The organism is Luteimonas vadosa (genome assembly GCF_039543545.1).
Lineage (GTDB): Bacteria > Pseudomonadota > Gammaproteobacteria > Xanthomonadales > Xanthomonadaceae > Luteimonas > Luteimonas vadosa.
This window is the reverse complement of sequence record NZ_BAABJY010000002.1, coordinates 255,105-278,834: the sequence shown is the minus strand read 5'-3', so window position 1 is coordinate 278,834 and position 23,730 is coordinate 255,105. Positions and strand designations below refer to the sequence as shown.

At 70.9% G+C, this 23,730-nt stretch carries 18 protein-coding genes and 1 pseudogene; 6 read left to right on the top strand and 13 right to left on the bottom strand.

Going from position 1 to position 23,730, the window contains the following annotated elements:
• Positions 1-45 precede the first annotated feature (45 nt).
• The 7 genes from ABD970_RS07130 to ABD970_RS07100 form a co-directional block, all read right to left on the bottom strand.
• Positions 46-312 carry a hypothetical protein gene (locus ABD970_RS07130; RefSeq protein WP_345294820.1) on the bottom strand — a complete coding sequence of 89 codons (267 nt, stop codon included), beginning with the start codon at positions 310-312 and terminating at the stop codon, positions 46-48.
• Between the two features lie 84 nt (positions 313-396).
• Positions 397-993, bottom strand: a complete 597-nt coding sequence (locus ABD970_RS07125; protein ID WP_345295668.1) for an alpha-ketoglutarate-dependent dioxygenase AlkB family protein — start codon at positions 991-993, stop codon at positions 397-399.
• Positions 994-1,010: 17 nt separating this feature from the next.
• Entirely contained in the window at positions 1,011-4,247 is a 3,237-nt protein-coding gene (locus ABD970_RS07120; protein ID WP_345294819.1) for an error-prone DNA polymerase, read from the bottom strand.
• Positions 4,244-5,668: a Y-family DNA polymerase gene (locus ABD970_RS07115; protein ID WP_345294818.1), complete on the bottom strand. Its 1,425-nt coding sequence runs from the start codon at positions 5,666-5,668 to the stop codon at positions 4,244-4,246. The genes ABD970_RS07120 and ABD970_RS07115 overlap by 4 nt, the downstream gene beginning before the upstream one ends.
• Positions 5,669-5,677: 9 nt before the next feature.
• Complete coding sequence (gene imuA / locus ABD970_RS07110; protein ID WP_345294817.1) at positions 5,678-6,337, bottom strand: translesion DNA synthesis-associated protein ImuA; 660 nt, start codon at positions 6,335-6,337, stop codon at positions 5,678-5,680.
• A complete protein-coding gene (gene lexA, locus ABD970_RS07105; protein WP_345294816.1) occupies positions 6,334-6,963 on the bottom strand; it encodes a transcriptional repressor LexA in 630 nt (209 codons plus the stop codon). The genes imuA and lexA overlap by 4 nt, the downstream gene beginning before the upstream one ends.
• 155 nt (positions 6,964-7,118) lie before the next feature.
• Entirely contained in the window at positions 7,119-7,721 is a 603-nt protein-coding gene (locus ABD970_RS07100; protein ID WP_345294815.1) for a GIY-YIG nuclease family protein, read from the bottom strand.
• A 262-nt stretch (positions 7,722-7,983) separates the two neighbouring features.
• On the opposite strand from ABD970_RS07100, the gene ABD970_RS07095 reads away from it, so the two are divergent.
• Positions 7,984-9,024: a GGDEF domain-containing protein gene (locus ABD970_RS07095; RefSeq protein ID WP_345294814.1), complete on the top strand. Its 1,041-nt coding sequence runs from the start codon at positions 7,984-7,986 to the stop codon at positions 9,022-9,024.
• Positions 9,025-9,087: 63 nt separating this feature from the next.
• Here ABD970_RS07095 and ABD970_RS07090 read toward each other — a convergent pair whose 3' ends face one another.
• The 3 genes from ABD970_RS07090 to ABD970_RS07080 form a co-directional block, all read right to left on the bottom strand.
• Entirely contained in the window at positions 9,088-10,590 is a 1,503-nt protein-coding gene (locus tag ABD970_RS07090) for a sensor histidine kinase (protein ID WP_345294813.1), read from the bottom strand.
• A 164-nt stretch (positions 10,591-10,754) separates the two neighbouring features.
• Positions 10,755-11,966: an NAD(P)/FAD-dependent oxidoreductase gene (locus tag ABD970_RS07085; protein ID WP_345294812.1), complete on the bottom strand. Its 1,212-nt coding sequence runs from the start codon at positions 11,964-11,966 to the stop codon at positions 10,755-10,757.
• Positions 11,967-11,979: 13 nt separating this feature from the next.
• The gene (locus ABD970_RS07080; protein ID WP_345294811.1) at positions 11,980-12,363 is read right to left on the bottom strand and encodes a hypothetical protein; all 384 of its coding nucleotides are present in this window, start codon (positions 12,361-12,363) and stop codon (positions 11,980-11,982) included.
• A 180-nt stretch (positions 12,364-12,543) separates the two neighbouring features.
• Here ABD970_RS07080 and ABD970_RS07075 point away from each other — a divergent pair, with 180 nt between their 5' ends.
• Positions 12,544-13,002, top strand: a complete 459-nt coding sequence (locus tag ABD970_RS07075; protein ID WP_345294810.1) for a hemerythrin domain-containing protein — start codon at positions 12,544-12,546, stop codon at positions 13,000-13,002.
• A 152-nt stretch (positions 13,003-13,154) separates the two neighbouring features.
• Entirely contained in the window at positions 13,155-14,531 is a 1,377-nt protein-coding gene (locus ABD970_RS07070; RefSeq protein ID WP_345294809.1) for a serine protease, read from the top strand.
• Between the two features lie 133 nt (positions 14,532-14,664).
• Here the strand turns inward: ABD970_RS07070 and ABD970_RS07065 are convergent, their stop codons facing one another.
• Positions 14,665-14,967, bottom strand: a complete 303-nt coding sequence (locus tag ABD970_RS07065; RefSeq protein ID WP_345294808.1) for a hypothetical protein — start codon at positions 14,965-14,967, stop codon at positions 14,665-14,667.
• A gap of 159 nt (positions 14,968-15,126) precedes the next feature.
• The gene (locus ABD970_RS07060; protein ID WP_345294807.1) at positions 15,127-17,091 is read right to left on the bottom strand and encodes a TIR domain-containing protein; all 1,965 of its coding nucleotides are present in this window, start codon (positions 17,089-17,091) and stop codon (positions 15,127-15,129) included.
• A 364-nt stretch (positions 17,092-17,455) separates the two neighbouring features.
• Here ABD970_RS07060 and ABD970_RS07055 point away from each other — a divergent pair, with 364 nt between their 5' ends.
• The 3 genes and pseudogenes from ABD970_RS07055 to ABD970_RS07045 all read left to right on the top strand — a co-directional run.
• The gene (locus ABD970_RS07055; protein WP_345294806.1) at positions 17,456-18,991 is read left to right on the top strand and encodes an ATPase domain-containing protein; all 1,536 of its coding nucleotides are present in this window, start codon (positions 17,456-17,458) and stop codon (positions 18,989-18,991) included.
• Positions 18,988-20,583: an ATP-binding response regulator gene (locus tag ABD970_RS07050; protein WP_345294805.1), complete on the top strand. Its 1,596-nt coding sequence runs from the start codon at positions 18,988-18,990 to the stop codon at positions 20,581-20,583. The genes ABD970_RS07055 and ABD970_RS07050 overlap by 4 nt, the downstream gene beginning before the upstream one ends.
• Positions 20,584-20,787: 204 nt before the next feature.
• Positions 20,788-22,842 (top strand): annotated as a pseudogene (locus tag ABD970_RS07045) (catalase); the annotation flags it as partial.
• 202 nt (positions 22,843-23,044) lie between these two features.
• Here the strand turns inward: ABD970_RS07045 and ABD970_RS07040 are convergent.
• Positions 23,045-23,680, bottom strand: a complete 636-nt coding sequence (locus tag ABD970_RS07040; RefSeq protein ID WP_345294804.1) for a DUF1294 domain-containing protein — start codon at positions 23,678-23,680, stop codon at positions 23,045-23,047.
• Positions 23,681-23,730: the final 50 nt, after the last annotated feature.

Genomic DNA, 23,730 nt, shown 5'->3' with positions numbered 1-23,730 from the left:
CCTCGGCGCAGTTCCGCCGGGAGCCCAGCCCCGCGGATGGGTGGATCACTCCTCCGGCTTGGGTCGCAGCTCGAGCAGTACGTCTTCCAGGTCGGAGATCACCGATTCCACGGCGTCGTGGAACTGCCCCTGCAGCTCCATCAGCCCCTCGATCTTCTTCGTCTGCTTGAGCTTGGACAGCTCGCCGTCGAACAGCAGCCACTCCGTGGTCAGCATCTCGACGTTGTTCTTCGAGTAATGCCGCATTTCCTTGAGCTGCGACAGCGTGTCGGCGACGTGGTCGGCCGGGGTCTTGGCGGTTTCGTCTGACATCTCGCACCTCGTCTGGCGGGGGATGGCCGGGACGATGCTACCCGGCGGCCGTGGCAACGGCGTAAAGCCTTCCGCCAGAAGGGATCATCGCGGCGCGGGCCGCACGCGGAACACGACGCTCATGCGCGGCTCCGCGCAGCCTGCGGTCTTGGGAATCCCGTGTTCGTGCGTGCGCTGGGAGGCATGGCTCATCGCCAGCAGGCTGCCGTGCTCCAGTTCGATCCGGATCGCGTTCGCCCGCGCGGCGCCTGGGTCACGCGGGTCGCGCTTGGGACGCAGCAGCATGCGTCGCGACGCGCCCAGAGAGACCAGTGCGATCGGCTGGCCCGGTGCGAGGTGGTGCAGCTTGTCGTTGTGCATCGCGACGCTGTCGCGGCCGTCCCGGTAGAGGTTGAGTCCGACCGAGTTGAACGGCGCCGGGATGATGGCCTGTACCTGCGCGAGCATGCCGGCGAGCGGGAGGTCGTCGGGCAGCTGGTCGACGCGATAGGTCGCGGTCAGGCGCGGGACATCGACCACGCGGTCGTACATCTGCCGCCGGTGCGCTTCCCAGCCGGCGTTCGCGAGCAATGCGGCGAACCACTGGTCCACGTCGCGTAAGGCCGCGAACCCGGGCCAGTAACGCACCCCCCCTTCGGCATCGTCGATCACCTGCCACGGCGAGGCATCGAACAGGCCCATGGCGGCGGGGCGCGCGCTCACCGGAAATCCCGAGACGCCGGCGCCAGCCCGCCGAGCAGGCTGCTCAGGTCCTGCAGGTCGCGTGCGACCAGGTGCGCGACGCCATCGACCTGCTCCCAGCGGCCGGAGACTTCCAGCAGCCGCGATCCCAGCAACGCCTGGCGGCGCCGCGCGGCCAGGTCCGCCCAGACGATGACGTTGACCATGCCGTGCTCGTCCTCGAGCGTGACGAAGATGGTGCCCTTGGCCGTCGCCGGGCGCTGGCGCTGGGTCACCAGGCCGGCGGTGCGCACGTGGCGGCCATGCCGGACCTCGCGCAGTTCGGACGAACCCAGCAGGCGGCGCGACCGCAGTTGCGCGCGCAGCAGCGACAGCGGATGCGCCCGCAGCGTCATCCCCAGCGCGCGGTAATCGGAGGCAACCTCCTCGCCCAGCCCCGGTGCCGGCAGGTCGACCTGCGTTTCGTCCGGACTGCCCGGCAACAGGGGCCGCTGGCGTTCGGTCCCGGCCACGATCCAGCGGGCCTCGTTGCGATGGCGGGACAGGCCCTGCAAGGCACCCGCCTCGGCCAGGGCACTGCGCGCCTTCTCGTCGAGGCCGGCGCGCAGACACAGGTCGGCGATGTCCCGGAACGGCCGCCGTGCGCGCGCCGCGACGATGGCGTCGGCGGCCTCGCCCGCCAGCCCGCGCACCTCGCGCAGGCCCAGGCGGATCGCAGGCTGCCGGGGCATGCCGTCGACAGCGACGACCTCGACCAGGAGGCTGTCGCGGTCGCTGTGCACCACGTCGACCGGCAACACCTCGACGGCCGCCCGCGCGCCATGGCCGCGCCGCGCGTCCTGCACGATCTGGCTGGGGGAATAGAAGCCCATCGGCTGCGAGTTCAGCAGCGCGCAGGCGAACGCCGCCGGCTCGTGCCGCTTGAGCCAGCAGCTGGCGTAGACCAGCTTCGCGAACGAGGCGGCGTGGCTCTGCGGGAAGCCGTAGGAGCCGAAGCCCTTGATCTGCTCGAAGATCTGCTCGATGAAGTCCGGCGCGTAGCCCTTGGCGGTCATGCGCTCGCGCACCCGCAACCGGTGCGGCTCCATGTCGCCACCCGTGCGCCAGGCCGCCATCGAACGCCGCAGCTGGTCGGCCTCGCCGTCGCTGTAGTCGGCGGCGTGCATCACCAGTTCCATCACCTGTTCCTGGAACAGCGGCACGCCCAGGGTGGGTCCCAGGATCGCTTCCATCTCCGGCGACGGATAGCTCACCGCCTCGCGTCCCATCCGCCGCTGCAGGTAGGGATGCACCATCCCGCCCTGGATCGGCCCCGGGCGCACGATCGCCACTTCGACAACCAGGTCGTAGAAGCAGGCCGGCTTGAGCCGCGGAAGCATGCTCATCTGCGCCCGCGACTCGATCTGGAACACGCCCACGGTGTCGGCGGCCTGGATCATGGCGAAGGTGTCGGCGTCGCCGGAGGGGATGGTGGCGACCTCCAGGTCGCGGCCGCGGTGCCTGCGCACCAGGTCCAGCGCCTTGCGCAGGCAGGTCAGCATGCCCAGCGCCAGGCAGTCGACCTTGAGCAGCTTCATCGTCTCAAGGTCGTCCTTGTCCCACTGGATGATGGTGCGGTCGTCCATCGCCGCGTTCTCCACCGGCACCACGGTCGACAGTGGCGCATCGGAGATCACGAAACCCCCCACGTGCTGCGACAGGTGGCGCGGGTGGCCTTCCAGCATCCCCGCGAGGGCCACGACCCGGGCGATCAGGGGATTGCCGGGATCGAACCCCGCCTCCTGCAAGCGCTGCGCCATGGGCGTGCCGGCATTGCCCCAGCCCTGGCATCCGGCCAGCAGCGCGACCTGGTCCGGCGGCAGGCCGAAGGCGGTGGCCACGTCGCGCACCGCGCTCTTGCCGCGGTAACGGATCACGGTGGCGGCCAGCGCGGCGCGGTCGCGGCCGTACTTGGCATAGACGTACTGCAGCACTTCCTCGCGCCGCTCGTGTTCGAAGTCCACGTCGATGTCCGGCGGCTCGTCGCGTTCCTTCGACAGGAAACGCGCCATCAGCAGTCGGCTCTCGGCCGGGTTCACCGCGGTGATGCCCAGCGCGTAGCAGACCGCGGAGTTGGCCGAGGAGCCGCGGCCCTGGCACAGGATGCCCCGCGACTCGGCGAAGCGGACGATGTCCTCGACCGTCAGGAAGAAGGCCTCGTAGCCCAGCTCGGCGATCAGCACAAGCTCCTTCTCCACCTGCGCGGCGATCGCCGCAGGCACGCCGCCGGGCCAGCGCCGCGCCATGCCCGCCAGGGTGAGGTTGCGCAGGTGCGACGTGGGCGTCTCGCCCTCGGGCACCAGCTCGGCCGGATAGCGGTAGCCGACCTCGTCGAGCGAGAAGGTGCAGCGCCGCGCCAGTGCCACCGCGGCCTGCAGCAGCGCATGGGGATAGATGTTGCCCAGCGCGCGGCGGCTGCGCAGGTGGCGCTCGCCGTTGCGGAACAGGTGCGCGCCGCACCGGGCCAGCGGCGTGCGATGGCGGATCGCGGTGATGGTGTCCTGCAGCACGCGCTGGCGGCGCACGGCCATGTGCACGTCGCCGGCCGCGACCGCCACCATCCCCAGCCGCCGCGACAGCGACTCCAGCGCGGCCAGGCGCGCGGCATCGTCCTGCTCGCGATGCAGTTCGACCGCGAGGTGGGCGCGGACGCCGAACACGCCGGCCAGCCAGGCCCCCTCCTCCGCGGCCGGCTCGCGTCCCGGCAGCCACAGCGCGAACAGGCCGGGATCCTCGACGCCGGCGAAGGCCCGCGCCACGTCGGTCCGCGACAACCGGTACTCGCCTTTCGCCGCGGCCCGGCGCGCATCGGTGATCAGCCGGCACAGCCGCGTGTAGCCCGGCAGCGTCTCCACCAGCAGCAACAGGCGCAACCCGTCCTGCAGGCGGAACTCGCTGCCGACCACCAGCCGCACGCCGGTGGCGCGCGAGGCCTCCAGTGCGCGCACGATGCCCGACAACGAGCACTCGTCGGTGATCGCCAGCGCCTCGTAGCCGCAGCGCTGCGCGCGCACGAACAAGTCCTCGGCGCTCGCCGCGCCGCGCAGGAAGCTGAAATCCGACACGCAATGCAGCTCGGCGTAGGCGGGCAAGCCATCCGTGGCCAATCGGTCGTCGTTGGCGGCGCGCATCCGCGCGGCCGCCTCCCACGCACGCGGCGCGCGGCCGCCGGGGGTGGCGCTGTCGACGCCGGCGACGGCATCGTCCCAGCTCACGCGAACCACCCATGCAGCATCCAGGCGCCCCGTTCGCCCGGCGGCGCGAAGACCCAGGCCTGCTGGCCCTGCGCGGTCTCGACCACGTAGTAGTCGCGGCGCGTGTCGCCGCCGTCCCACCAGCCGCTCTCCAGGCGCTCGGGCCCCGACACGATGCGCGGATCCGGACCGCGCAGCGGCATGGGGCGCGGCAGCAGCCAAGCCGGACGCGGCGGACGCGGCGGCGCGGGCTGGACGCAGGCCGCATCCTCGTCCACGCCGGCCATGCGCCAGCCGTGCTCCGGGCGCGGGTCGCCGGTGGCCGCGAGGCGATGCACCGCGCCGTCGCCCAGGCGCGCGCGCAGGCGCTCGCGCAGCTGCGGCCAGGGCACGGCCTGCGCCGGACGGGGATCGAACAGGTCGCGCGACGCCGGCACGAACGGCGGCAGTTCCCGCGCCAGCAGCCGCAGCGCCACCACCGGCCGGTCGATGGCCGCCTGCTGCAGGCGTCCGCGCGCCAGTTCGAATAACATGCCGGCGTCGCGCTCGGCGGCCAGCAGGCCCACCGGCACGTCGTGGTGGCCCTGCTCGTGCTCCAGGCGCAGCAGGAAACGCTGCACGCCACCGTCGCGGATGGACAGGTAGGTCGCCAGGTCGCCCACCAGCCGGCGCAGCGGGAACAGCAAGGCCTGGTGGCTCTCCACTTCGTGGCCCAGTTCGACGCGCGCATCGAACCGGTCGGGCGGCGCATAGACCTGCAGCGGGTCGTCGACGTCGCCATGCAACCGATCGAGGTGCGCCAGCAGCTCGACCCCGAACCGCCGGCGCAGGCCGTCGCGCGGCAACGCGCGCAGCACGCCGAGGGTGCGCACGCCCATGCGGTGCAGCCGTGCGCCAGCGTCGTCGGGCAGCACCGCGCGGCGCACCGGGACCCGCGCCAGCGCCTCGTGCATCGCGGCGGCGTGCGTCACCGCGAACCCGTCGCGCAAACCCGCGAAGACCCGGGCCGCGCGCGGGGTGGGCGCGAGCGCGATGCGATGCCGGAACCCGAGTGCATCGAGTTCGCTGCGCAAGCGCGCCTCGAACACCGGCCAGGGCCCCAGCAGGCGGAAACTGGCCCGCGCCTCGAGCACGATCGCACCCGGCCACTGGGCACTGACCAGGGAACTGTGCCGGTACGCCCATGCGGCCAGGAAGCGTTGCCAGCGTTCCTCGGCGGCCGGGTCGTGCTCGACCAGCACCACGTCCGGCAGCAGCGCATGCGCCGCCGGCAGGCGCATCCCGGCCGCCAGCCCGGCGGCCGCGGCCGCGGCGTTGACCGCGCGCAGGCTACGCAGTTGCGGCGGACCCTCCACCAGGGCCAGCGGCCGCGAAGGGTCGGGGCAACGGCGGAGGACGGCGTCCAGCGCCAGCTGCGGCAGCACGATGCAGGCCCAGAGCACGGCGCGCCCTCAATGCACGGGCGCGGCCAGGCGCGCAGCCGGACACGCGAAGCCCTGCGACGGCGCACGCGCGCCGCGGCACTTGCGCACGTGCCAGGCGCCGCCGCCGTATTCCAGGCGCAAGGCCGCCGGCGACGGATTGACCGCATGCCTGGCGTCGCGGAACACGAAACCCAGGCAATCGCCGCTGTCGGCCGCCACCTGCAGGCGGCGCAGCCCCGGGCCGTCGACGTGGCGCGGCCAACCCAGCACCGCGGCGCAGGCGGCGCTGCGCAGGCATTGCTCGAGGGCCCAGGCCGCGCCACGCGCATCGGCCTCGATGACGTGCAGGTGGCGCAGGTCGACGCCGGCGGCCTGCCAGGCCGGCGCATACGGCAGGTAGGGCGGCGCGACCAGCGCGACGATGCCGCCTGCCGACGTCAGCCTCGCCAGGGTCGGCAACACGATCGCCAGTTCGCCGACGCCGTCGGCCGGCAGCAGCAATTCGGTCAGCGCGCCGCGCGGCCAGCCCGCCTGCGGCAGCAAGGCATCAAGCCCGGCATGGCCGGTAGGTTCGCCGCCCGACGCCGCCACCGGCAACCGCCCGGCACGCCAGACCGTCTGCGCCGACAGCATCGCGTCGAGGCTGACCTCGGCAGCGGGCGCCAGGGGGGTCGCGGCCGCCGTCATTGCTGCCGCACCAGCCCGCAATACAGGCCTTCGATGGCGAAGTCGCTGCCCGGCGGCACCAGGATGGGCGCGTAGTCGGGATTGCGCGGCAGCAGGCGGATGCCCGTGCGGGTCTGCTCGAAGCGCTTGATGGTGATCTCGCCTTCCAGCCGCGCCACCACCACCTGCCCGTTGCTGGCGTCGCGGCTGCGCTTCACCGCCACCAGGTCGCCATCGAAGATGCCGTCGTCGCGCATCGAGTCGCCGTGCACGCGCAGCAGGTAATCGGGGCGCAGGGAAAACAGGGTGCGGTCGAGCATCACGTGGCGCTCGACGCCGGCATCGGCGCCGATCGGCACGCCCGCCGCCACGCGCCCCAGGATCGGCAGCGACAGCCGCGTGGGCCGGGCGCCACCGCCCGATGCCCCCAGGCGGATGCCACGCGCTTCGTGCGGCCGCACCGACAGGTAGCCGGCGTCCTGCAAGCGGCGCACGTGCTTGTGCGCGGCGCAGGCCTGGCGGAAGCCGAAGGCGTCGGCGATCTGCTGCAGCGTCGGCGGCAGGCCCTCGGCTGCGGCATGGGCCTGGATGAAGTCGAGCACCGCCCGCTGGCGGGGGGTCAGGTCGTCGTGGGTATCGGGAGACATGGTAAAAATCTATTTACCTTCGCGGGCGCAGGCAAGCGCTTTCTTCATGCCATTCAAGCCCACCGCATTCTCACCAGCCAAGACTGCCGGGCGATCAATGGCTTGCCGCTGCCTTTAAAAGCTGATCCGATCCCGGCCCCTTGCGGCACCGGCGGTCAACGCCGGTCCCCGTGCGCTACCCGGTCGCACCGCCCATGCCAGGCCAGCACCTCCGGCGCCAGCAGGGGCGCCAACGGGATATCCAGCGCGCGGTAGCCGTCGAGCACGTCCCGCACGAGCACCTGCGCCGCATCGTCCGGATCGAAGTCCCGCCAGGCCCCCAGGGGCAACTGCGCCAGCGTCCAGTCGTAGAGCAGCTCGCCACGCGCCACCAGGGCCTGCCGCAACCAGGGCCGCAACGGCGCGTGGACCACGTAGCCCTCCCGGCGCAGGGCTTCGACCTCCGCCATCAGCGCCGCTTCGGCCCCCCGGTACCACTCGGTGTGCCCGGCCCCCTGTGGCCGGATGGTCAGCGGCGCCGGCGCGTTGTACACGCGCAGGGCGTGGCGCAACCGCAATTCCAGGTCGCGCGCGTCGCGCTCGGTTTCCGTGGCCACCAGCGCGCCCCGGTCGAGGTCGAAGCAGTCGTACCAGCGGTGGTGCAAGGCCTGCAGGCGCGCCAGCGGATCGCGCGAGAAGCCCAGCTTGCCGTAGTCCTCCCAGGTGAAGGGGAACACGTAAAGATGGCAACGGCCTGCCGCGCCAGGCGGCCGGTTCATGCCGCGCACCCTCGCCCTGCCCGGGTCGTTTCCTGCAACCGATGGCCGTTGGGGGCGCGGTTCGCTGCGGGTCGGGTTGCTTCCAAGTTGTCGCCTCCGGTGCGTGCCGGGTACCGGGCGTGGTGGCCGCGCCCGATGGCAAGCTTCCGCGCCCAGCGTCGCCCGCCGTCGTCGCACCCGCGGCGACGCGCTACCGTGGATACAAGGACCGGATGCACCTCCGGTCCGCCCGCGCGCAAGGCCGGTGGCACAATGCCGCACCATGCAGGAGACCGACATCCCGCTCCACCCCTTGCTCGCCGACCTGGAGCGGGCGCTGGCCAGCGCGCCGGCGTTCGAGGCGCGCATCCGCCCCCTGCTCGAACTGCTGTCGACCGTCACCAGCCTGGAGTCGGCGTATTTCACCACCGTCGACGAGGACGCCGACATCCAGCGCATCGAATTCGCGCTCAACACCGGCAGCCTGCGGATCCCGGAGGGGCTGACCGTGCCCTGGGCGGACAGCCTGTGCCGGCGTGCGCTCGCCGATGGCGTGGCCTACGCCGAGGACGTGGCCACGACCTGGCCGGACGAGGAAGCCGCGCGCGAGCTCGGCATCGCGACGTTCGCCATCGCACCGGTCCATCTCGCCGACGGCCAACTGTTCGGCACCCTGTGCGCCGCCGGCGCGACGCGCACGCCGATGCGGCCGGACACCGACCGCGTCCTTGAACTGTTCGGCCACCTCGTCAGCCAGTACGTGGAGCGCGAAACGCTGACCCGGCGGTTGCGCGAGGCCAACGCGCGGTTGGCCACGCAGACGCTGATGGATCCGCTGACCAGCCTGCCCAACCGCCGCGCGCTGGAGCTCGAGCTCTCGCGCATGCTGGCGAGGCGCCAGCGCGAAGCGCAGCGCCTGTTGGTGGCCTTCATCGACCTGGACGGCTTCAAGGCGGTCAACGACACGCACGGCCACGACACCGGCGACGCGCTGCTGGTGGCCGTCGGCAAGGGCCTGGCGGAAACGCTGCGCGCAGGGGACCTGGTGGCTCGCTACGGCGGCGACGAATTCGTAGTCGTCGCCCCGGCGCCGGCCGAAGGGGCCGAACGCCACGCCGCCGAATTCCAGGAGCTGCTGACGGCGCGCTCGCAAGTGCAGATTCCCCTGGCCGATGGCGGGGCCCTGGACTATCCCGGCGCCAGCGTCGGCATTGTCGTCACCGAACTGGGCGAACTCGACGCCGACGCCGTGCTGGCGCGCGCCGATGCCGCCATGTACCGGATCAAGCAGTCGCGCGGCAAGGTGCGCCCGACGGCCGCATAAGCGCGGGCGTGCGGCGCGTACCGCGCGAGGACGCCCGCGGCGCGTACCTGCCGGACGGGCGGTTCAGTCCTCCCCGACCAGGGGCAGGCTGACGATGAACTCCGCGCCCTCCCCAGGTTTGCCGGTGGAAAACGCACTCACCTGCCCGCCGTGGTCGCTGACCAGCCGATGGACCAGGCTCAGGCCGACGCCCAGGCCATCGTGCGTGCGCTGCGACATGTCGCCACCGGCCTGCGCGAACAGGCGGAAGATGTACTGCAAGTCCTCCGGCGGGATGCCGGGACCGTTGTCGGCCACGCCCAGCTCCGCGTTGCCGCCGGCGCGCGCCAGCCACACGCGGATGCGACCCCCGGGCGGGCTGAACTTCGTGGCGTTGTGCAGCAGGTTGCTCACGACCTGGACCAGGCGCGCCCGGTCGCCGTCGACCCGGAGCGGGTGCTCGGGCAGGTCGACCTCCAGGACATGCCGGCCGGCCTCCACGTGAGGCGCGGTCGCCTCGACGGCCTGGTCCACGACGTCCTGCAGCAGCACGGGCTCGTGCTCGATGTGGATCTTGCCGCTGGCGATGCGGCCGACGTCCAGCAGGTCGTCCACCAGCCGGCACAGCTGCCCCACCTGCCGCGCCAGGATCTCGCGCGCGCCGACGAAGGGATCGGCGGGATCTCCGGCGGCCGGTGCCATCCGCATCATCTCCACCGTGGTGACGATGGGCGCCAGCGGATTGCGCAGTTCGTGGCCGAGCACGGCGAGGAACTGGGTGAGCTGCCGGCTGTGCTCTTCCAGCGCATCGATCCGGCGCGCCTCGGTCAGGTCGCGCGTGACCTTGCAGAAGCCGCGATGGCGGCCCTTCTCGTCGAACAATGCCGTGATCACCACGTTGGCCCAGAAGCGCGTCCCGTCCTTGCGCAAGCGCCAGCCCACGTCCTCGAAGCGCCCGTCGCGCACCGCGCATTCGAGCTCGTGCTCCGGCCAGCGCGCGTCGCGCTTGTCCTTCGGGTAGAAGATCGAGAAGTGCCGCCCGATCACCTCCTCCGCCGTGTACCCCTTGGTGATCTGCGCACCCAGGTTCCAGCTGGCGATGCGGCCGTCGGGATCGAGCATGAAGATCGCGTAGTCACGCACGCCCTCCACCATCAGCCGGAAGCGCTCCTCGCTCTGGCGCAGCAGTTCCTCCTGCACGCGCCGCTCGGTCAGGTCGCGCGTGACCTTGGCAAACCCGCGGTGCCGTCCGTCCTCCCCCCGGAGCGCCGTGATGACGACGTTGGCCCAGAAATGCGTGCCGTCCTTGCGCACGCGCCAGCCTTCGTCCTCGAAGCTGCCGTCGCGCAGGGCGAACTCCAGCTCCTGCTGGGGCCAGCGCTCGGCGCGCCTGGCCTCGGGATAGAACACGGAGAAATGCCGTCCGATGATCTCATCGGCGGTGTAACCCTTCAGCCGCTCCAGGCCGCGGTTCCAGGTGCGCACGCATCCCTCGGGATCGAGCATGAAGATGCCGTAATCGGCCACCGCCTCCACGAGTAGGCGGAAGTCGGAATCCTTCACCGGTTCGGGCGTGGCCGGTGGCATGGGTACGGGTTCGGGCATCCGGCGGGCGAACGGCTCCGGGCGGGATCGTCGATTACCTTACCCGATGGCCCGGGACCCGGAAACCGCGCCCACGCGCGCACCCCGCCAGCGAATTCCGGTCCCCATGCGGGGCGGTCGACGCGGCGACGGGTGCGCTGCCCCGGTCACGCCGTGCGCGAAAAGGAGAACAGCCGCTGCAACGGGTGCTTGCGCCGCTCGATCCCGGCCCGCAGCAAGCCGGCGCCGATCATCGAGTAGGTGATCCCGTTGCCGCCATAGGCCATGGCGAAGTGCACACGCGGCCCGGTGCTGTCGTGCGGCCCGAAGTACGGCAGGCCATCCTCGGTTTCGGCGAACGTGCCGGCCCACGAGAACACGGGCTGCACGGGAAGCTCCGGGAACATCCCACGCACCTTGTCCGCCAGCCTGCCCGCCTTTTTTTCCACGCGCGCGTCGCGCTTGGCGGGGATGTCCACCGCGTCGTCCTCGCCGCCGACCATCAGCCGCGAGTCCGTGGTGGCGCGCAGGTAGAGGTAGGGACGCGCGGTTTCCCACAGCAGGGTCGTGGCCAGCGCGCCCAGCACGCTCGCGTCGATGGGGTCGGTGACGAAGGCGTAGCTGCTCCGGTTGCGCGCGACATCGGCCTCCAGCCATTGCCGGGTGGCGTAGCCTGCGGCCATCACCACGTGTTTCGCGCGGACCAGGTGGCCGGCGTCGGTGCGCAGCTCGACGCCACGCGGCGTGGTGGCGACGTGCTCCACGCGCGTGCGGTCGAACACGCCGGCACCCGCCTTCTCCAGCGCCATCAGCAGGCGATAGGCCATCCGGTAGGGGTCGAGGCTGGCGGCCTGGTCGCTGAGGATCGCCGCGGGCGCATCGAAGCCGAAGCGGTCGCGCACCGCCTCGCGCGGCAACCATTCCACCTCGAAGCCATGCTTGCGGCGCGAGGCGAACTCATCCTCCATGGCGCCAACGTGCCTGTGCTTGCTGGCGTAGTAGAGGCTCTGCATCGCTGCGCAGTCCACCGCGTACAGGTCGGCCGCGCGCGCCCGGAGCATGGGAATGGCATCGGCGCATGCCCGGTACGCCAGCACGGCATCGGCTTCGCCGTAGCGCGAGGCCAGGTCGACCATCGGCGTGTCGATCTCGTACTGCAGCAACGCCGTGCTGGCCGAGGTGCTGCCCCACGCGACGTCGCGCTGCTCGAGCACCACGACGTCATGCCCGTGCGCGGCCAGTTCGTCCGCGATCAGCGCGCCGGTGATGCCGCCGCCGACCACCGCCACGTCGCAGCGCCGATCCGAGGCCAGCGGCGGGAACGCATTCATGAGTCCATTGCGCACCGCCCAGAACGGATAGCCGCTCTTCAGGTCCATGCCGCGGCTCCACTCAGCGCCGACGCGACAGCCTGCGCGCGTTGGCCGCGACCTGCCGCGTCGCCGGCCGCAGGCCCGCCGCCACGACCGCATCGGCATCGGCCAACGCCTGCGGCCACGACGGCATCGATGCGGAAAACCAAGGCGACCAGGCAGCCTGCATCAGCGAGGACCACGCGTGCTGCTGCAGGGCGATCACCTGCATGGCCATCGCCATCCACCCTTCCTGCATCGCCGAGAGCTTCTCCGTGCCCATCCGAGCCAGCTCGCGCCGGTCGGCGGCGCTCTGGACGGGACCGGCCATCCGCATCAGTCGCTGCGTCGCCACGTAAGGGGCACGCCATGACAGGGCGGCCAGCTGGCTTGTGGTATCGGTCGTGCGTCGCGAACGGGACATCGGGCATTCCGGTCAGTCAGGGGGCGACACTATCGTCGCCACGCGCGCACGTCGCCGTGACGACGGCTCGGCATTGAAGCCGGCACGCCCGCCTGCGCATGACGTTCACCCCCGGTCGCTATCCTTTGGGGTGGTCGCCCTCCGCGCGCGCCCATCCAGCCGCTATCGAAAGGATGCTCCATGTCGGAAACCCTCTACGACGCCCTGCGAGAAAGCCATGAACTCCAGCGGAGCCTGCTGCGCAAGCTGCTGCGCAGCAAGCCCGGCACCCGCGAACGCATCGACCTGTTCACCGCGACGCGGATCGAGCTCGAAGCCCACGAGGCCGCGGAGGAACGCTACCTCTACGCGCCGATGCTGATGGACGACATGGGGCTGTCCTCGGCGCGCCACGCCCTGCACGAACACCACGAGATCGATGAGTTGGTGGAAGACCTGCAAGGCCTGGACCCGGCCGGCGACGCCTGGATCAAGACCGCGCGCAAGTTGTCCGAGGAAGTCCACCACCACCTGCGCGAGGAAGAAAAGAAGTTCTTCCAGGTCTCGGGGAAAGTGCTTTCGGAGACGCAGAAGAACCAGCTCGCGACGAAATACCGCAAGGATTACCAGCGAATGCATCGCAAGCTCGAGGCGGAATGATCGCCCGCGAATGACCGGTTTCGACGGCGCAATCCGTTGACGCCGCGCGTGTCGCACGCAATCGCCCGGGACTTCGACGCGAGTCGCCTGCAAGCTTGACTCGACCCGTGCGAGGGTGCCCAATCGGGCGATCCTTGCCGGGGAGCACGTCCATGCGCATTACGACGCACGCCACCACCCGCCTGTTGGCCGTGGCTTGCATGGCGGCCCTGTTGGGTTGGCCGCACGCAACCCCGGCACTGCCGCTCGCACAGTCGCTGGCTGCCGTCGGCGCCCAGGAAGACGAGGCGGACGACCCCGGGGAGTTCGTCGAGGAGGAGGACGACGGCATCGAACTCGACGACGACGAACGAGTCGACCTCGCCGACGATGCCGAGGTCGACGACGAGGACGCGGGGGACGAAGTCGACGACGACGAGGTCGCCGGGGACGAAGTCGACGACGACGAGGACGCACTCGAAGACTTCGAGGACGACAGCTGGGCCAGCGGCTATTCCCTCGAGGACGACGACGCCTCCGACGACGCCATCCCCATCGACGACAGCCTGTTCGACGAGGACGAGGAGATCTGGGAGGTCATCGACGAGGAGTCCGACGGGGACTCGGTCGGCATCGGCGGCATGACGACCGTGCGCACCACCCGGGCCATGCCCCGCGGTCCGGGCCCGTCATCCGGCAAGCCCAGCCCGCCACGACAGCCTGGCGACGACGACGACACCGTCTATGCCTTCGGCGGGCGCCCGGTCTCGGCGCTGTCGGTGCCATGGCAGGCGCAGATCCTGTATCCGGCCGCGCCCGCCAAGCCCAACGACACCCGCCCGGCGTGGCAGCGCCAGCACTATTGCGGCGGTGCCCTGATCGCCCCCGAGTGGGTGCTGACCGCCGCGCATTGCATCGACCAGCAGATGGTCGACCTCGGCTTCAAGGTACGCCTGGGCGTGCAGGACATTTCCCGGCCCGGCGGCAGGACCTACCGCATCGACCGCATCGTCCGGCACTCGCAGTACAACGCCGAGAGCAACGACGTCGATCGCCCGCCCAACATGTACGCCAACGACATCGCCCTGATCCGCATCGTGCCGGAGGGCCAGTCCACGGCGCCCATCGCGAACCCGATCAAGCAGATCGCGGTCAACCAGCGGCCCCTGCCGCCGGGCGTGCCGGTGTCGGCCACCGGCTGGGGCGTGACCGGCAGCGCGAATGCGGATGCGATCAATGCGGTGATGCTGCGGGTCGACCTGCAGGTCATGCCCAACCCGGTCTGCCAGCAACGCCCCGGCTACGGCCCGAAGAAGATCAAGGGCCAGGTGTTCTGCGCCTCGAATCCGGCGCAATCCACCTGCCGCGGCGACAGCGGTGGCCCGGTGGTGCTGACCAACGGCAGCCCGACCCTGGTCGGCATCGTCAGCTGGGGCAAGCGCCGTTGCGCTGGCGACGGCAGGCCCGGGGTCTACACGCGCATCGACCAGTACGCGCAATGGATCAGCCAGGCGATGGCGCTGCCGGCCGGGCGCAACAGCCTGCCTTGAGCCGGGCCGCGAGGCGCGTCCGGGGTTTCGCCCGAAGTCCCCGCGCCGCCGCGCGCGGGCCACGCCATCCCGACTCCGAGCGGCTGGCGATCGACAGATCGCCAGCCGTCAGGGCATCACGCCGGTGCGTCCTTCAGTGGCCTTCCTGGTTCCCGCCACCGGTGCCGACGCGGTCGCCGCCGGTGTGCGGGGTGTCGTCCTCTTCCTCGATGCCACCAGTGCCCGTCCCGACTCGGTCGCCGCCGGTATGCGGGCTGTCGCCATCCTCGGCGTGGGTCCCGGGGGTGCCTTCGTCGGTCCCGGCGTCCATCGGTTCGGGTGTGGCCGCGACCGGATCGGGTGCCGCTTCCGCAGGAGGCGCGGTTTGCCTGTCACAGGCAGACAACAGCCCACCGCACAGCACGACGACCAACAACGCCAGCTTCGTATGCTTCATGACAATTCCCCTCTTGAGTGATGGAACGCAATCCCCCTGCCGCACATCCGCGGGCCCGCGATTTGTGAGCCGCATCGCATTCTTGCATCGGGCCAGCCCCCCCACAACCGGCCGGGCCGAGGCGGTCCGGCCTGTTCCCGCACCGCCCCGCCGCAACGATCAGCCGTTGAAGCCAAGCTCCGCGAGCAACGCCCCCATCCGCGGATCCTTGCGCAGCGGATCCAGGAACGGGTCGTTGCGCGCGTAGACCAGGCCCGCATCCCGGGCCAGGCGCGCCTTGCGCAGCCGGTCGATCGCCGTGTCGACCTCGCCCAGTTGCGCCAGCACCTGTGCCTGCTGGTAGAGCACGATGTCGCCGATCTCGTCGACCAGTCGCTTGAGGAGGGCACGCGCGCCATCGTGGTTCCCGCTGCGATGCTCGACGATGGCCAGGCCGGTCAACCGGAAATCGGCGATCGGCTCGGCTTCGTATTCGGCGCGGGCGGGCGCCAGCTGGCCAAGGTTCACCAGGGCGTCGCCGATGGCCGCATGCGCGACCGACATCTTCGGGTTCATCTCCAGCGCCTTGCGCATCGGCGGGATCGATGGCTTGAACCGCCGCGCCGCGTAATGGATGGTGCCCGCCGCGCGATGGATCTGGGCATTGAGCCGGTCCAGCGACAACGCCCGGTCGATGGCGTCGGACGCTTCGCGTTCGCGTCCGGTCCGCGCGCAATACTGCGCCCAGCGCGCCTGCACCGTCGCCTCGCCGGGAGCGAGGGTGCTCGAGACCCGGAACGGCGCCAGCGCCGCGCGGGCATCCAGGCGACCCTGGAACAGCACGAAGCCCAGGATCGAATACGCAGAGGCATAGTTGGGCGCCAGTTCGATGGCCCGCTTCGCGGCGGCCACCGCCTGGTCGTACATGCCGTCGCGGCGCGCCACGCTGTCGTACTGGTTGCCCAGGGTGGTCAGGGTGAGCGCGCGCGCCACATGCGCCGCCGCATAGCCCGGGTCGTGCACGAGGGCGGCATCGAACAGCGCCAGCGCCTCGCGGTCGGTCGCCTCGTCGCTGCTCCGGGCGTACAGCGCGTGGCCCTGCAGGAAGGCGTCGAAGGCCTCGATGTCGGTGGTGCCGCCGGACGCCGCGCGCCGCTCCTCGGCCGTCTCGGGCGTGACCTCCACGGCCAGCGCGAGTTCCACCACCCTGGCGATCTCGCTCTGGATCGCGAACACGTCGTCGATGCGACGTTCGAAAACCTGCGTCCAGCGACTGAAGCCGGTGCGTCCGTCGACCAGGTCGGCCGCCACCCGGACCGTCTCGCCGGCCCAGCGCACGCTACCGTCGAGCAGGAACCCCACCCCCAGCTGCGAGGCGATCGCCACGGCACCCACATCGCCGTCGCGGAACTGGCTGGAGGAGGCCTCCGCCATCACCTTGAGCTTGGGGTTGCGCGCCAGCGCCGCGCGCAGCTCGTCGGACAGGCCGTCGGAGAAATACGCTTTCTTCTCGTCGCCACTGAGGTTCTTGAACGGCAGGACCGCCACGCTGCCATCCCGCGCCGGCCCGGTCCCGAACCAGTTGCGTTGCCACCCCAGCACGCCCGCGGCACCCGCGGCGGCCACCACGCCGCCGCCGAGCAGCAGGCCGCGACGCGACATGCGCCACCGGGGCGGCGTTTGGGGCGTGGGCAGGATTCGCGGCCGCGGCGACGCCTCTCGCCCGGCCAGCGGCAGCACGGCGCGCAGCACGGCCTGCAGGCAGGCCTCGTCGACGGTGTCCTTGGCGCATTCCAGGCCGATCGACTGGTACTGGCGGAATCCAAGCGGCGGCTCGGTGCCGTCGATCGACAGGGGTACGAGCTTTTTCTGGTCGCGCCCGTGCGCGGCTTCGTCCAGCACCCAGTCGGACGCGACCGAGTGGCGCGACCACAGCACGATCACCGCATCGCTGGCCGCCAGCGCGGCTTCGATCGACTTGGCGAAGGCGGCCCCGCCCTCGATCAAGGCATCCCACCAGACCTGCAGCCCGGCCTCCTCCAGCGCCTGCGCCAACATCCGCGCCCACGCCTGGTCGGCGCGCGAATAGCTCAGGAATACCGTCGGACGCGGCTGCTCCCCTTGGGCCGTCTCCTCGCTGGACATCGTCGTCGCCGCTGTCCCCTCGAAGGGTCCAGCTTACTCCAGCCGATGCGCGGCAGGCAGCAGCTGACCTGCACCCGGCCGCGTCATGTTCCATTGCCCATGCAATGCACCGGGGCGACGCTGCATGGCGCAACGCTCGGCTCCTGCCCGGGGACGGTGCACCCCCACCAACGGCATGTCAGCGCCGGACGGCGAGCCCTGCGGATCGCGGAGAACGTCATCCCGGTCCCGCCGCAAAGTCACCGCTCCCGACCCCGGTTCCATCGGGGCCACGTCGTCACGGCGTGAACGCGATCATGACCAACGGTGTGGTCACATCGCCGGTGGTGCCGGGCTCCGGCGACGCCCATGGGGCAAGACGCAAATGTCCGACCAGCACGACCGCCCAGCCGCCATCGCCCCCGAGACCATCAGCAGCGGCGTTCCGGGCCTCGATACCGTCCTCAACGGCGGTTACACCGCCAACCGCCTGTACCTGATCGAAGGCATCCCCGGGTCGGGCAAGACCACGATGGCGATGCAGTTCCTGCTCGACGGCGTGGCCAAGGGCGAGACCGTCCTGTACGTGACCCTCTCGGAAACCGAAGCGGAACTGCGCGAGGCCGCGCAGGCCCACGGCTGGACGCTGGACGGCATCCACATCCACGAACTGCTGCCCGCCGGCGACCAGCTCGACCCGCAATCCCAGTACACGATGTTCCATCCCTCCGAGGTCGAGCTGGCCCAGACCACCGGCCGCATCCTGCAGGAGGTCGAGCGGCTGCAGCCCCGGCGCGTGGTGTTCGACTCGCTGGCTGAGATCCGCCTGCTCGCCGGCAGCATGTTGCGGTTCCGCCGCCAGGTGATGGCGCTCAAGCAGTATTTCTCCGGCCGCGGCACCACCGTGCTCATGCTCGACGACCGCCAGGGCGTGGAACACGGCCTGCCGGTGCACACCATCGTCCACGGCTCGCTCGAACTCGACCAGATGCGTCCCGAGTACGGCGGCGACCGCCGCCGGCTGCGCGTGACCAAGTTCCGCGGTCGTGCGTTCCGCAGCGGCAACCACGACTACATCATCGAGACCGGCGGCGTTCGGGTCTTCCCGCGCCTGATCGCCGCGCACTTCCGCCGCGATGGCGAAAACGTCCCGATGAGCAGCGGCCTGGCGCCTCTGGACACGCTGCTCGGCGGGGGCCTGGACCGCGGCACCAGCACCCTGCTGGTCGGCGCGGCGGGCACCGGGAAATCGTCGCTTGCGGCGCACTACGTCGTGGCTGCGGCCCAACGCGGCGAGCGCTCGGCGATGTTCCTGTTCGACGAGAGTCCCCGCGCCCTGGTCACCCGCTCGCGTGGCATGGGCCTGGACATCGACGGCTGCATCGAGTCCGGCATGGTCGCCGTGCAGCCCATCGATCCCGCCGAACTCTCCCCCGGCGAATTCATCGAGGCGATCCGCAACGCGGTGGAGCGCGACAAGGCGAGCATCGTGGTGATCGACAGCCTCAGCGGCTACTTCAATGCGATGCCGGAAGAGCATTTCGTGATGATCCAGTTGCACGAGCTACTTTCCTATCTCGGCCAGCTCGGCGTGGTCACCATCCTGATCAATGCGCAGCAAGGCCTCATCGGCCAGATGTCCACCACGCTGGACATCAGCTACCTGGCCGACACCGTCATCCTGTTCCGCTACTTCGAGGCCCGCGGCGAAGTGCGCCAGGCGATCTCGGTGCTCAAGCGCCGCACCGGGGCCCACGAGCGCACCATCCGCGAGCTGCGCATCACCGATCAGGGCCTGGACATCGGCGAACCCCTGCGGCAGTTCCGTGGCGTCCTCACCGGCGTACCCCAGGAAGACGGCTGCGCCCCGGGTGCGGGGATCCATGCAGATCCCCAGGCGCCCAACCCGGCGGCGCAGTGACCTCCACCGCCCCGCCGGATCCGCGCCACCAGGTCGTCCTGTTGCTGGCCACCGCCCGCGACGCCGACCTGACCCGTGAACTGCTGGCACGCAGCGGCATCAGCGCGCGCGCCTGCCCGGCCGCCGCGCAGCTCATGGCCGAGGTCGAGCGGGGTGCCGGCGCGGTGCTGGTCTCCGAGGAATGCCTCGGCGCCCACGGCGGGCACACCGCCCTGGCCGGGGCGCTGCAGTCGCAACCCCGCTGGTCGGACCTGCCGGTGCTCCTGCTGACGCGTGGTGGATCGGACTCGCTGGAAGTCGGCGACGCACTCGCCCTGCTGCGCAACGTGACGCTCCTGGAACGGCCGCTCCACGTCGCCGCCCTGGTCAGCACGGTCGACGCCGCCCTGCGCGCCCGCCGCCGGCAGTACGAGGTCCAGGAGCAGATGCAGCAGCTGGAGGCGGCGCGCGACCAGCAGGTGCGGGCGGTGCAACAGAAGGACGAGTTCCTCGCCATGCTCGCGCACGAACTGCGCAATCCGTTGGCACCGATCCGCAACGCGCTGCACGTGCTCGACGCCGACGACAGCGACCCCGCGCGCCGGCAGCAGCTGCGGGGCGTGATGCGGCGCCAGGTGGACCACATGGTGCGCCTGGTCGACGACCTGCTCGAGGCCTCGCGCCTGTCGCGCGGCAGGATCATGCTGCACCGGGGGCCCGGCGACCTGCGCGACGCCTTGCGCTCGGCCATCGAGATCGCCATGCCCGGCATCGAGGCCGGCGGCCTCTCGCTGGACGTGGACTGGCCGGACGAGCCCTTGCCCGTCCACCTCGACGCCGTGCGCATCGCCCAGGTCTTCGGCAACCTGCTCAACAACGCGGCCAAGTTCGGCAGCGAGAACGGCCACATCGCCGTGACCATGCGTCGAGAACGCAATGAGGCGGTGGTGGAGATCCGCGACGACGGCGCCGGCATCGCCCCGGACCTCCTCCCCCGGGTGTTCGACCTGTTCGCACAGGGCCCGCGCGAGTCGGCCAATGGCTTTACCGAAGGGCTCGGGATCGGACTGGCACTGGTGCGGACCCTGGTCGAGCTGCACGGCGGCCGCGTGGAAGCCGCCAGCGACGGCGAGGACCAGGGCGCCACGTTCACCGTGCGGCTGCCATTGGCCAGCGGTGCCGAGGCAGACCCCCCGTCGGAATCCGCACAGGAGCCGATCCCCACCCCGCCAGGCACCCGGGGCTTGCGGGTGCTCGCCGTGGACGACAACGTCGATGCCGCGCAGACCCTGGGCCTGGTGCTGCAGAGCCTGGGCCTGGTGCCCCGCGTCGCCCATGGCGGCGCCGAGGCGCTGGCCGCGACCGAGGCATTCGAGCCCGACGTGATCCTGCTCGACATCGGCATGCCCGAGATGGACGGCTACACCGTCGCCCGCCGCATCCGTGGCGAAGCACGCTACGGCAACCCCGTGCTGGTCGCGGTCACCGGCTGGAGCGACACCCACGACATCGCCCGCAGCACCGAAGCCGGCTTCGACCACCACCTGGCCAAGCCGGTGGACATCGGCCAGCTGCAGGCCCTGCTGCGAGACATCGCATCCGGCCGGGAATAGACCTGGCGCCGACCGCTGGTTCCGTCTTGCCCCGAGCGTCCGTGGCACGAACGTCACGCGGGGGACGGCACCTTTGGCGTCTCCCCAGCCCCCAGGAAATCCGTCATGGCGAAGAAGCCGACCAAAGCCCAGCCATCCGCCCGTCCCGGCAAGTCCTCCTCAACGTCCAAGCCCAGCGCACGCCGCAGCAGCGGTCCGGACGGCCAGCGAGGCAACGGCGACGAAGTCCAGCAAATGGTGGAAGGCCGCCATGCCACCCTGACCACCAACCAGGGCGTGCCGCTGTCGGACAACCAGAATTCCCTGAAGGCCACGCCACGCGGGCCGACCTTGCTGGAGGACTTCATCCTCCGCGAGAAGATCACCCACTTCGACCACGAGCGCATCCCCGAGCGCATCGTCCATGCCCGCGGCTCCGCGGCGCACGGCTATTTCCAGCTGACGAAGTCGCTGAAGCAGTACACCACAGCGAAGGTCCTCACCGAGGTCGGCGAAAAGACCCCGGTGTTCACCCGCTTCTCCACCGTGGCCGGTGGCGCCGGCTCGGTTGACACCCCGCGCGACGTGCGCGGCTTCGCGGTCAAGCTCTACACCAGGGAAGGCAACTGGGACCTGGTCGGCAACAACATCCCGGTGTTCTTCATCCAGGATGCGATGAAGTTCCCGGACCTGGTGCACGCGGTGAAGATGGAGCCCGACCGCGGCTACCCGCAGGCCGGCACCGCGCACGACACCTTCTGGGACTTCATCTCGCTGACCCCGGAAGCGATGCACATGGTGATGTGGGCGATGAGCGACCGCACGCTGCCGCGCTCGCTGCGGATGATGGAGGGCTTCGGCATCCACAGCTTCCGCCTCATCAATGCCAAGGGCGAGAGCACCTTCGTCAAGTTCCATTGGCGGCCAAAACTGGGCCTGCAGTCCACCGTGTGGGACGAGGCGGTCAAGCTGCAGTGCGCCGACAACGACTTCCACCGTCGCGACCTGTTCGAGTCCATCCAGGCCGGCGCCTTCCCGGAGTGGGAGCTGGCGGTGCAGCTGTTCACGCAGGAGGAAGCCGACGCCTTCCCGTTCGACCACCTCGATGCCACCAAGCTCATCCCCGAGGAGCTGGTGCCGCTGACGGTGATCGGCACGATGGTGCTCGACCGCTGGCCGGACAACTTCTTCGCCGAGACCGAGCAGGTCGCGTTCTGCCCCTCGCACCTGGTGCCGGGCATCGATTTCAGCAACGACCCGCTGCTCGCCGGGCGCCTGTTCTCCTACCTCGATACCCAGCTGTCGCGGCTCGGCACGCCCAACTTCCACCAGCTGCCGATCAACGCGCCCAAGTGCCCGTTCGCCAACCAGCAGCGCGATGGCCAGATGCAGATGCAGGTGCCCAAGGGCCGGGTGAACTACGAGCCGAGCTCGCTGGACCCGACCTCGGCGCGCGCCACGCCCGCCGGCTTCCGCAGCTTCGCCGAGCGGGTCGCGGCGCAGGACGGCGACGACGCCGCCAAGGGCCGCATCCGCCCCGAGAGCTTCGCCGACCACTACAGCCAGGCGCGGCAGTTCTATCGCAGCCAGACCGCGCCCGAGCAGGCGCACATGGCCTCGGCGCTGGTGTTCGAGCTGTCCAAGGTCGAGACCGCGCACGTCCGCGAAGCCATCGTCGGCCACATGCGCCACATCGACGAGGACTTCGCCCGGCGCGTCGCCGACGGCCTCGGCATGACCAAACTGCCGCCCGCCCCGGCGGCTGCCGTGCCCACCGAGGATCGGCCGAAGTCGCCGGCGCTGCAGATCATCGGCAAGATGAAGGACACCTTGCACGGCCGCAGCGTCGGCATCCTGGTCCACGACGGCTCCGATGCCGCCGCCGTCAAGACGCTGCGCAAGGCCGCCGAAGCCGCCGGCGCGATGGTCAAGATCGTCGCCCCCAAGCTGGGCGGCGCGAAGCTCGACGACGGCAAGCAGCTGCCGGCCGACGGCCAGCTCGCGGGTACGCCTTCGGTGCTGTTCGATGCGGTCGCGCTCGTGCTGTCCGACGAGGCCGGCAAGATGCTGGCGAAGGAAGCCGCGGCCGTCGACTGGGTCCGCGACGCCTATGGCCATCTCAAGGCGATCGCCGCCGACGCCGGCGCCCAGGCCGTGCTCAAGGCCGCCGGCATCGGCAAGGACGCCGGCGTGGTCGGTGCCGACGATTCCAAGGGCTTCATCGCCGCGGCGAAGACGCGGCAGTGGGAGCGGGAGAAGAAGGTGCGGATGCTGGCCTGAGTCAGTCGCGGGGCCGGCAGGACGATCCAGCTGCGCGCAGCCCATGCCCGCCGTGGCTGTGCGCTTGGTGGCCGGCTGGCCACCGCGTGGGTTCACAGGGCCCGGCGACGTCCGCCGGGCTTTGGCTGCATTCCACCCGACTTGAGCCGGTGGGATCCGGTCTGCAGGGAGCCCCTGGCAGGCAGGCGGCGGCGCTGCCGCCTCAGCCGGCCAGTCCGCGCGAGATCGCCTCCGCCATACCGCCATGCCAAGCCCACGCGGCTAGCCCCAGGTTGGCCGCGACCGTGAGCCAGAACACGGCCTGGAACGACGCCTTCACCGTCTTGTGCCGCGCCAGTTGTTGGGCCACCAGCGCACCGGGCCAACCGCCCAGCAGGTCCATCAGGTGCAGGGTCGCCTCCGGGATACGCGACACGCCCCGGCGCCCGGCCGCGGCCTTGTCCAGGCCATAGGCGAAGAAGGACACGGCACTCATTCCCAGCCAGGCGAGCCCCAAGGCCGTAGGCAACACGCCGAGCAACATCGCCGAGGTGGTCGTTGCCAGCATGGCCAGCCCGATGCCGGCGCGTGGCAGCCTGGCGGCGCGCCGCCGAGCGCGATCCGGACCCCTGGCCCGCGTCGGGACGCGTTGGCCGGCGAATCGCACACGCGTGGCCGCCAACCGGCCCTTGGCATCGGCACGCGCCTCGTAGGACACCAGGTCGCCATCGGCTGGCCGCCGTCCCGGGACCTCGAACGACCGGACATGCACGAAGGCCCGGGCCCCGCCCTCGTGCGGGACCACGAACCCATAGCCCTTGTCGTCATTCCACTGCTGCAAGCGTCCGACGTAGCGCATGCGTCATCCGGCCTTCGACCGGATCGGAGCATCGCATGACGCATCCCCAT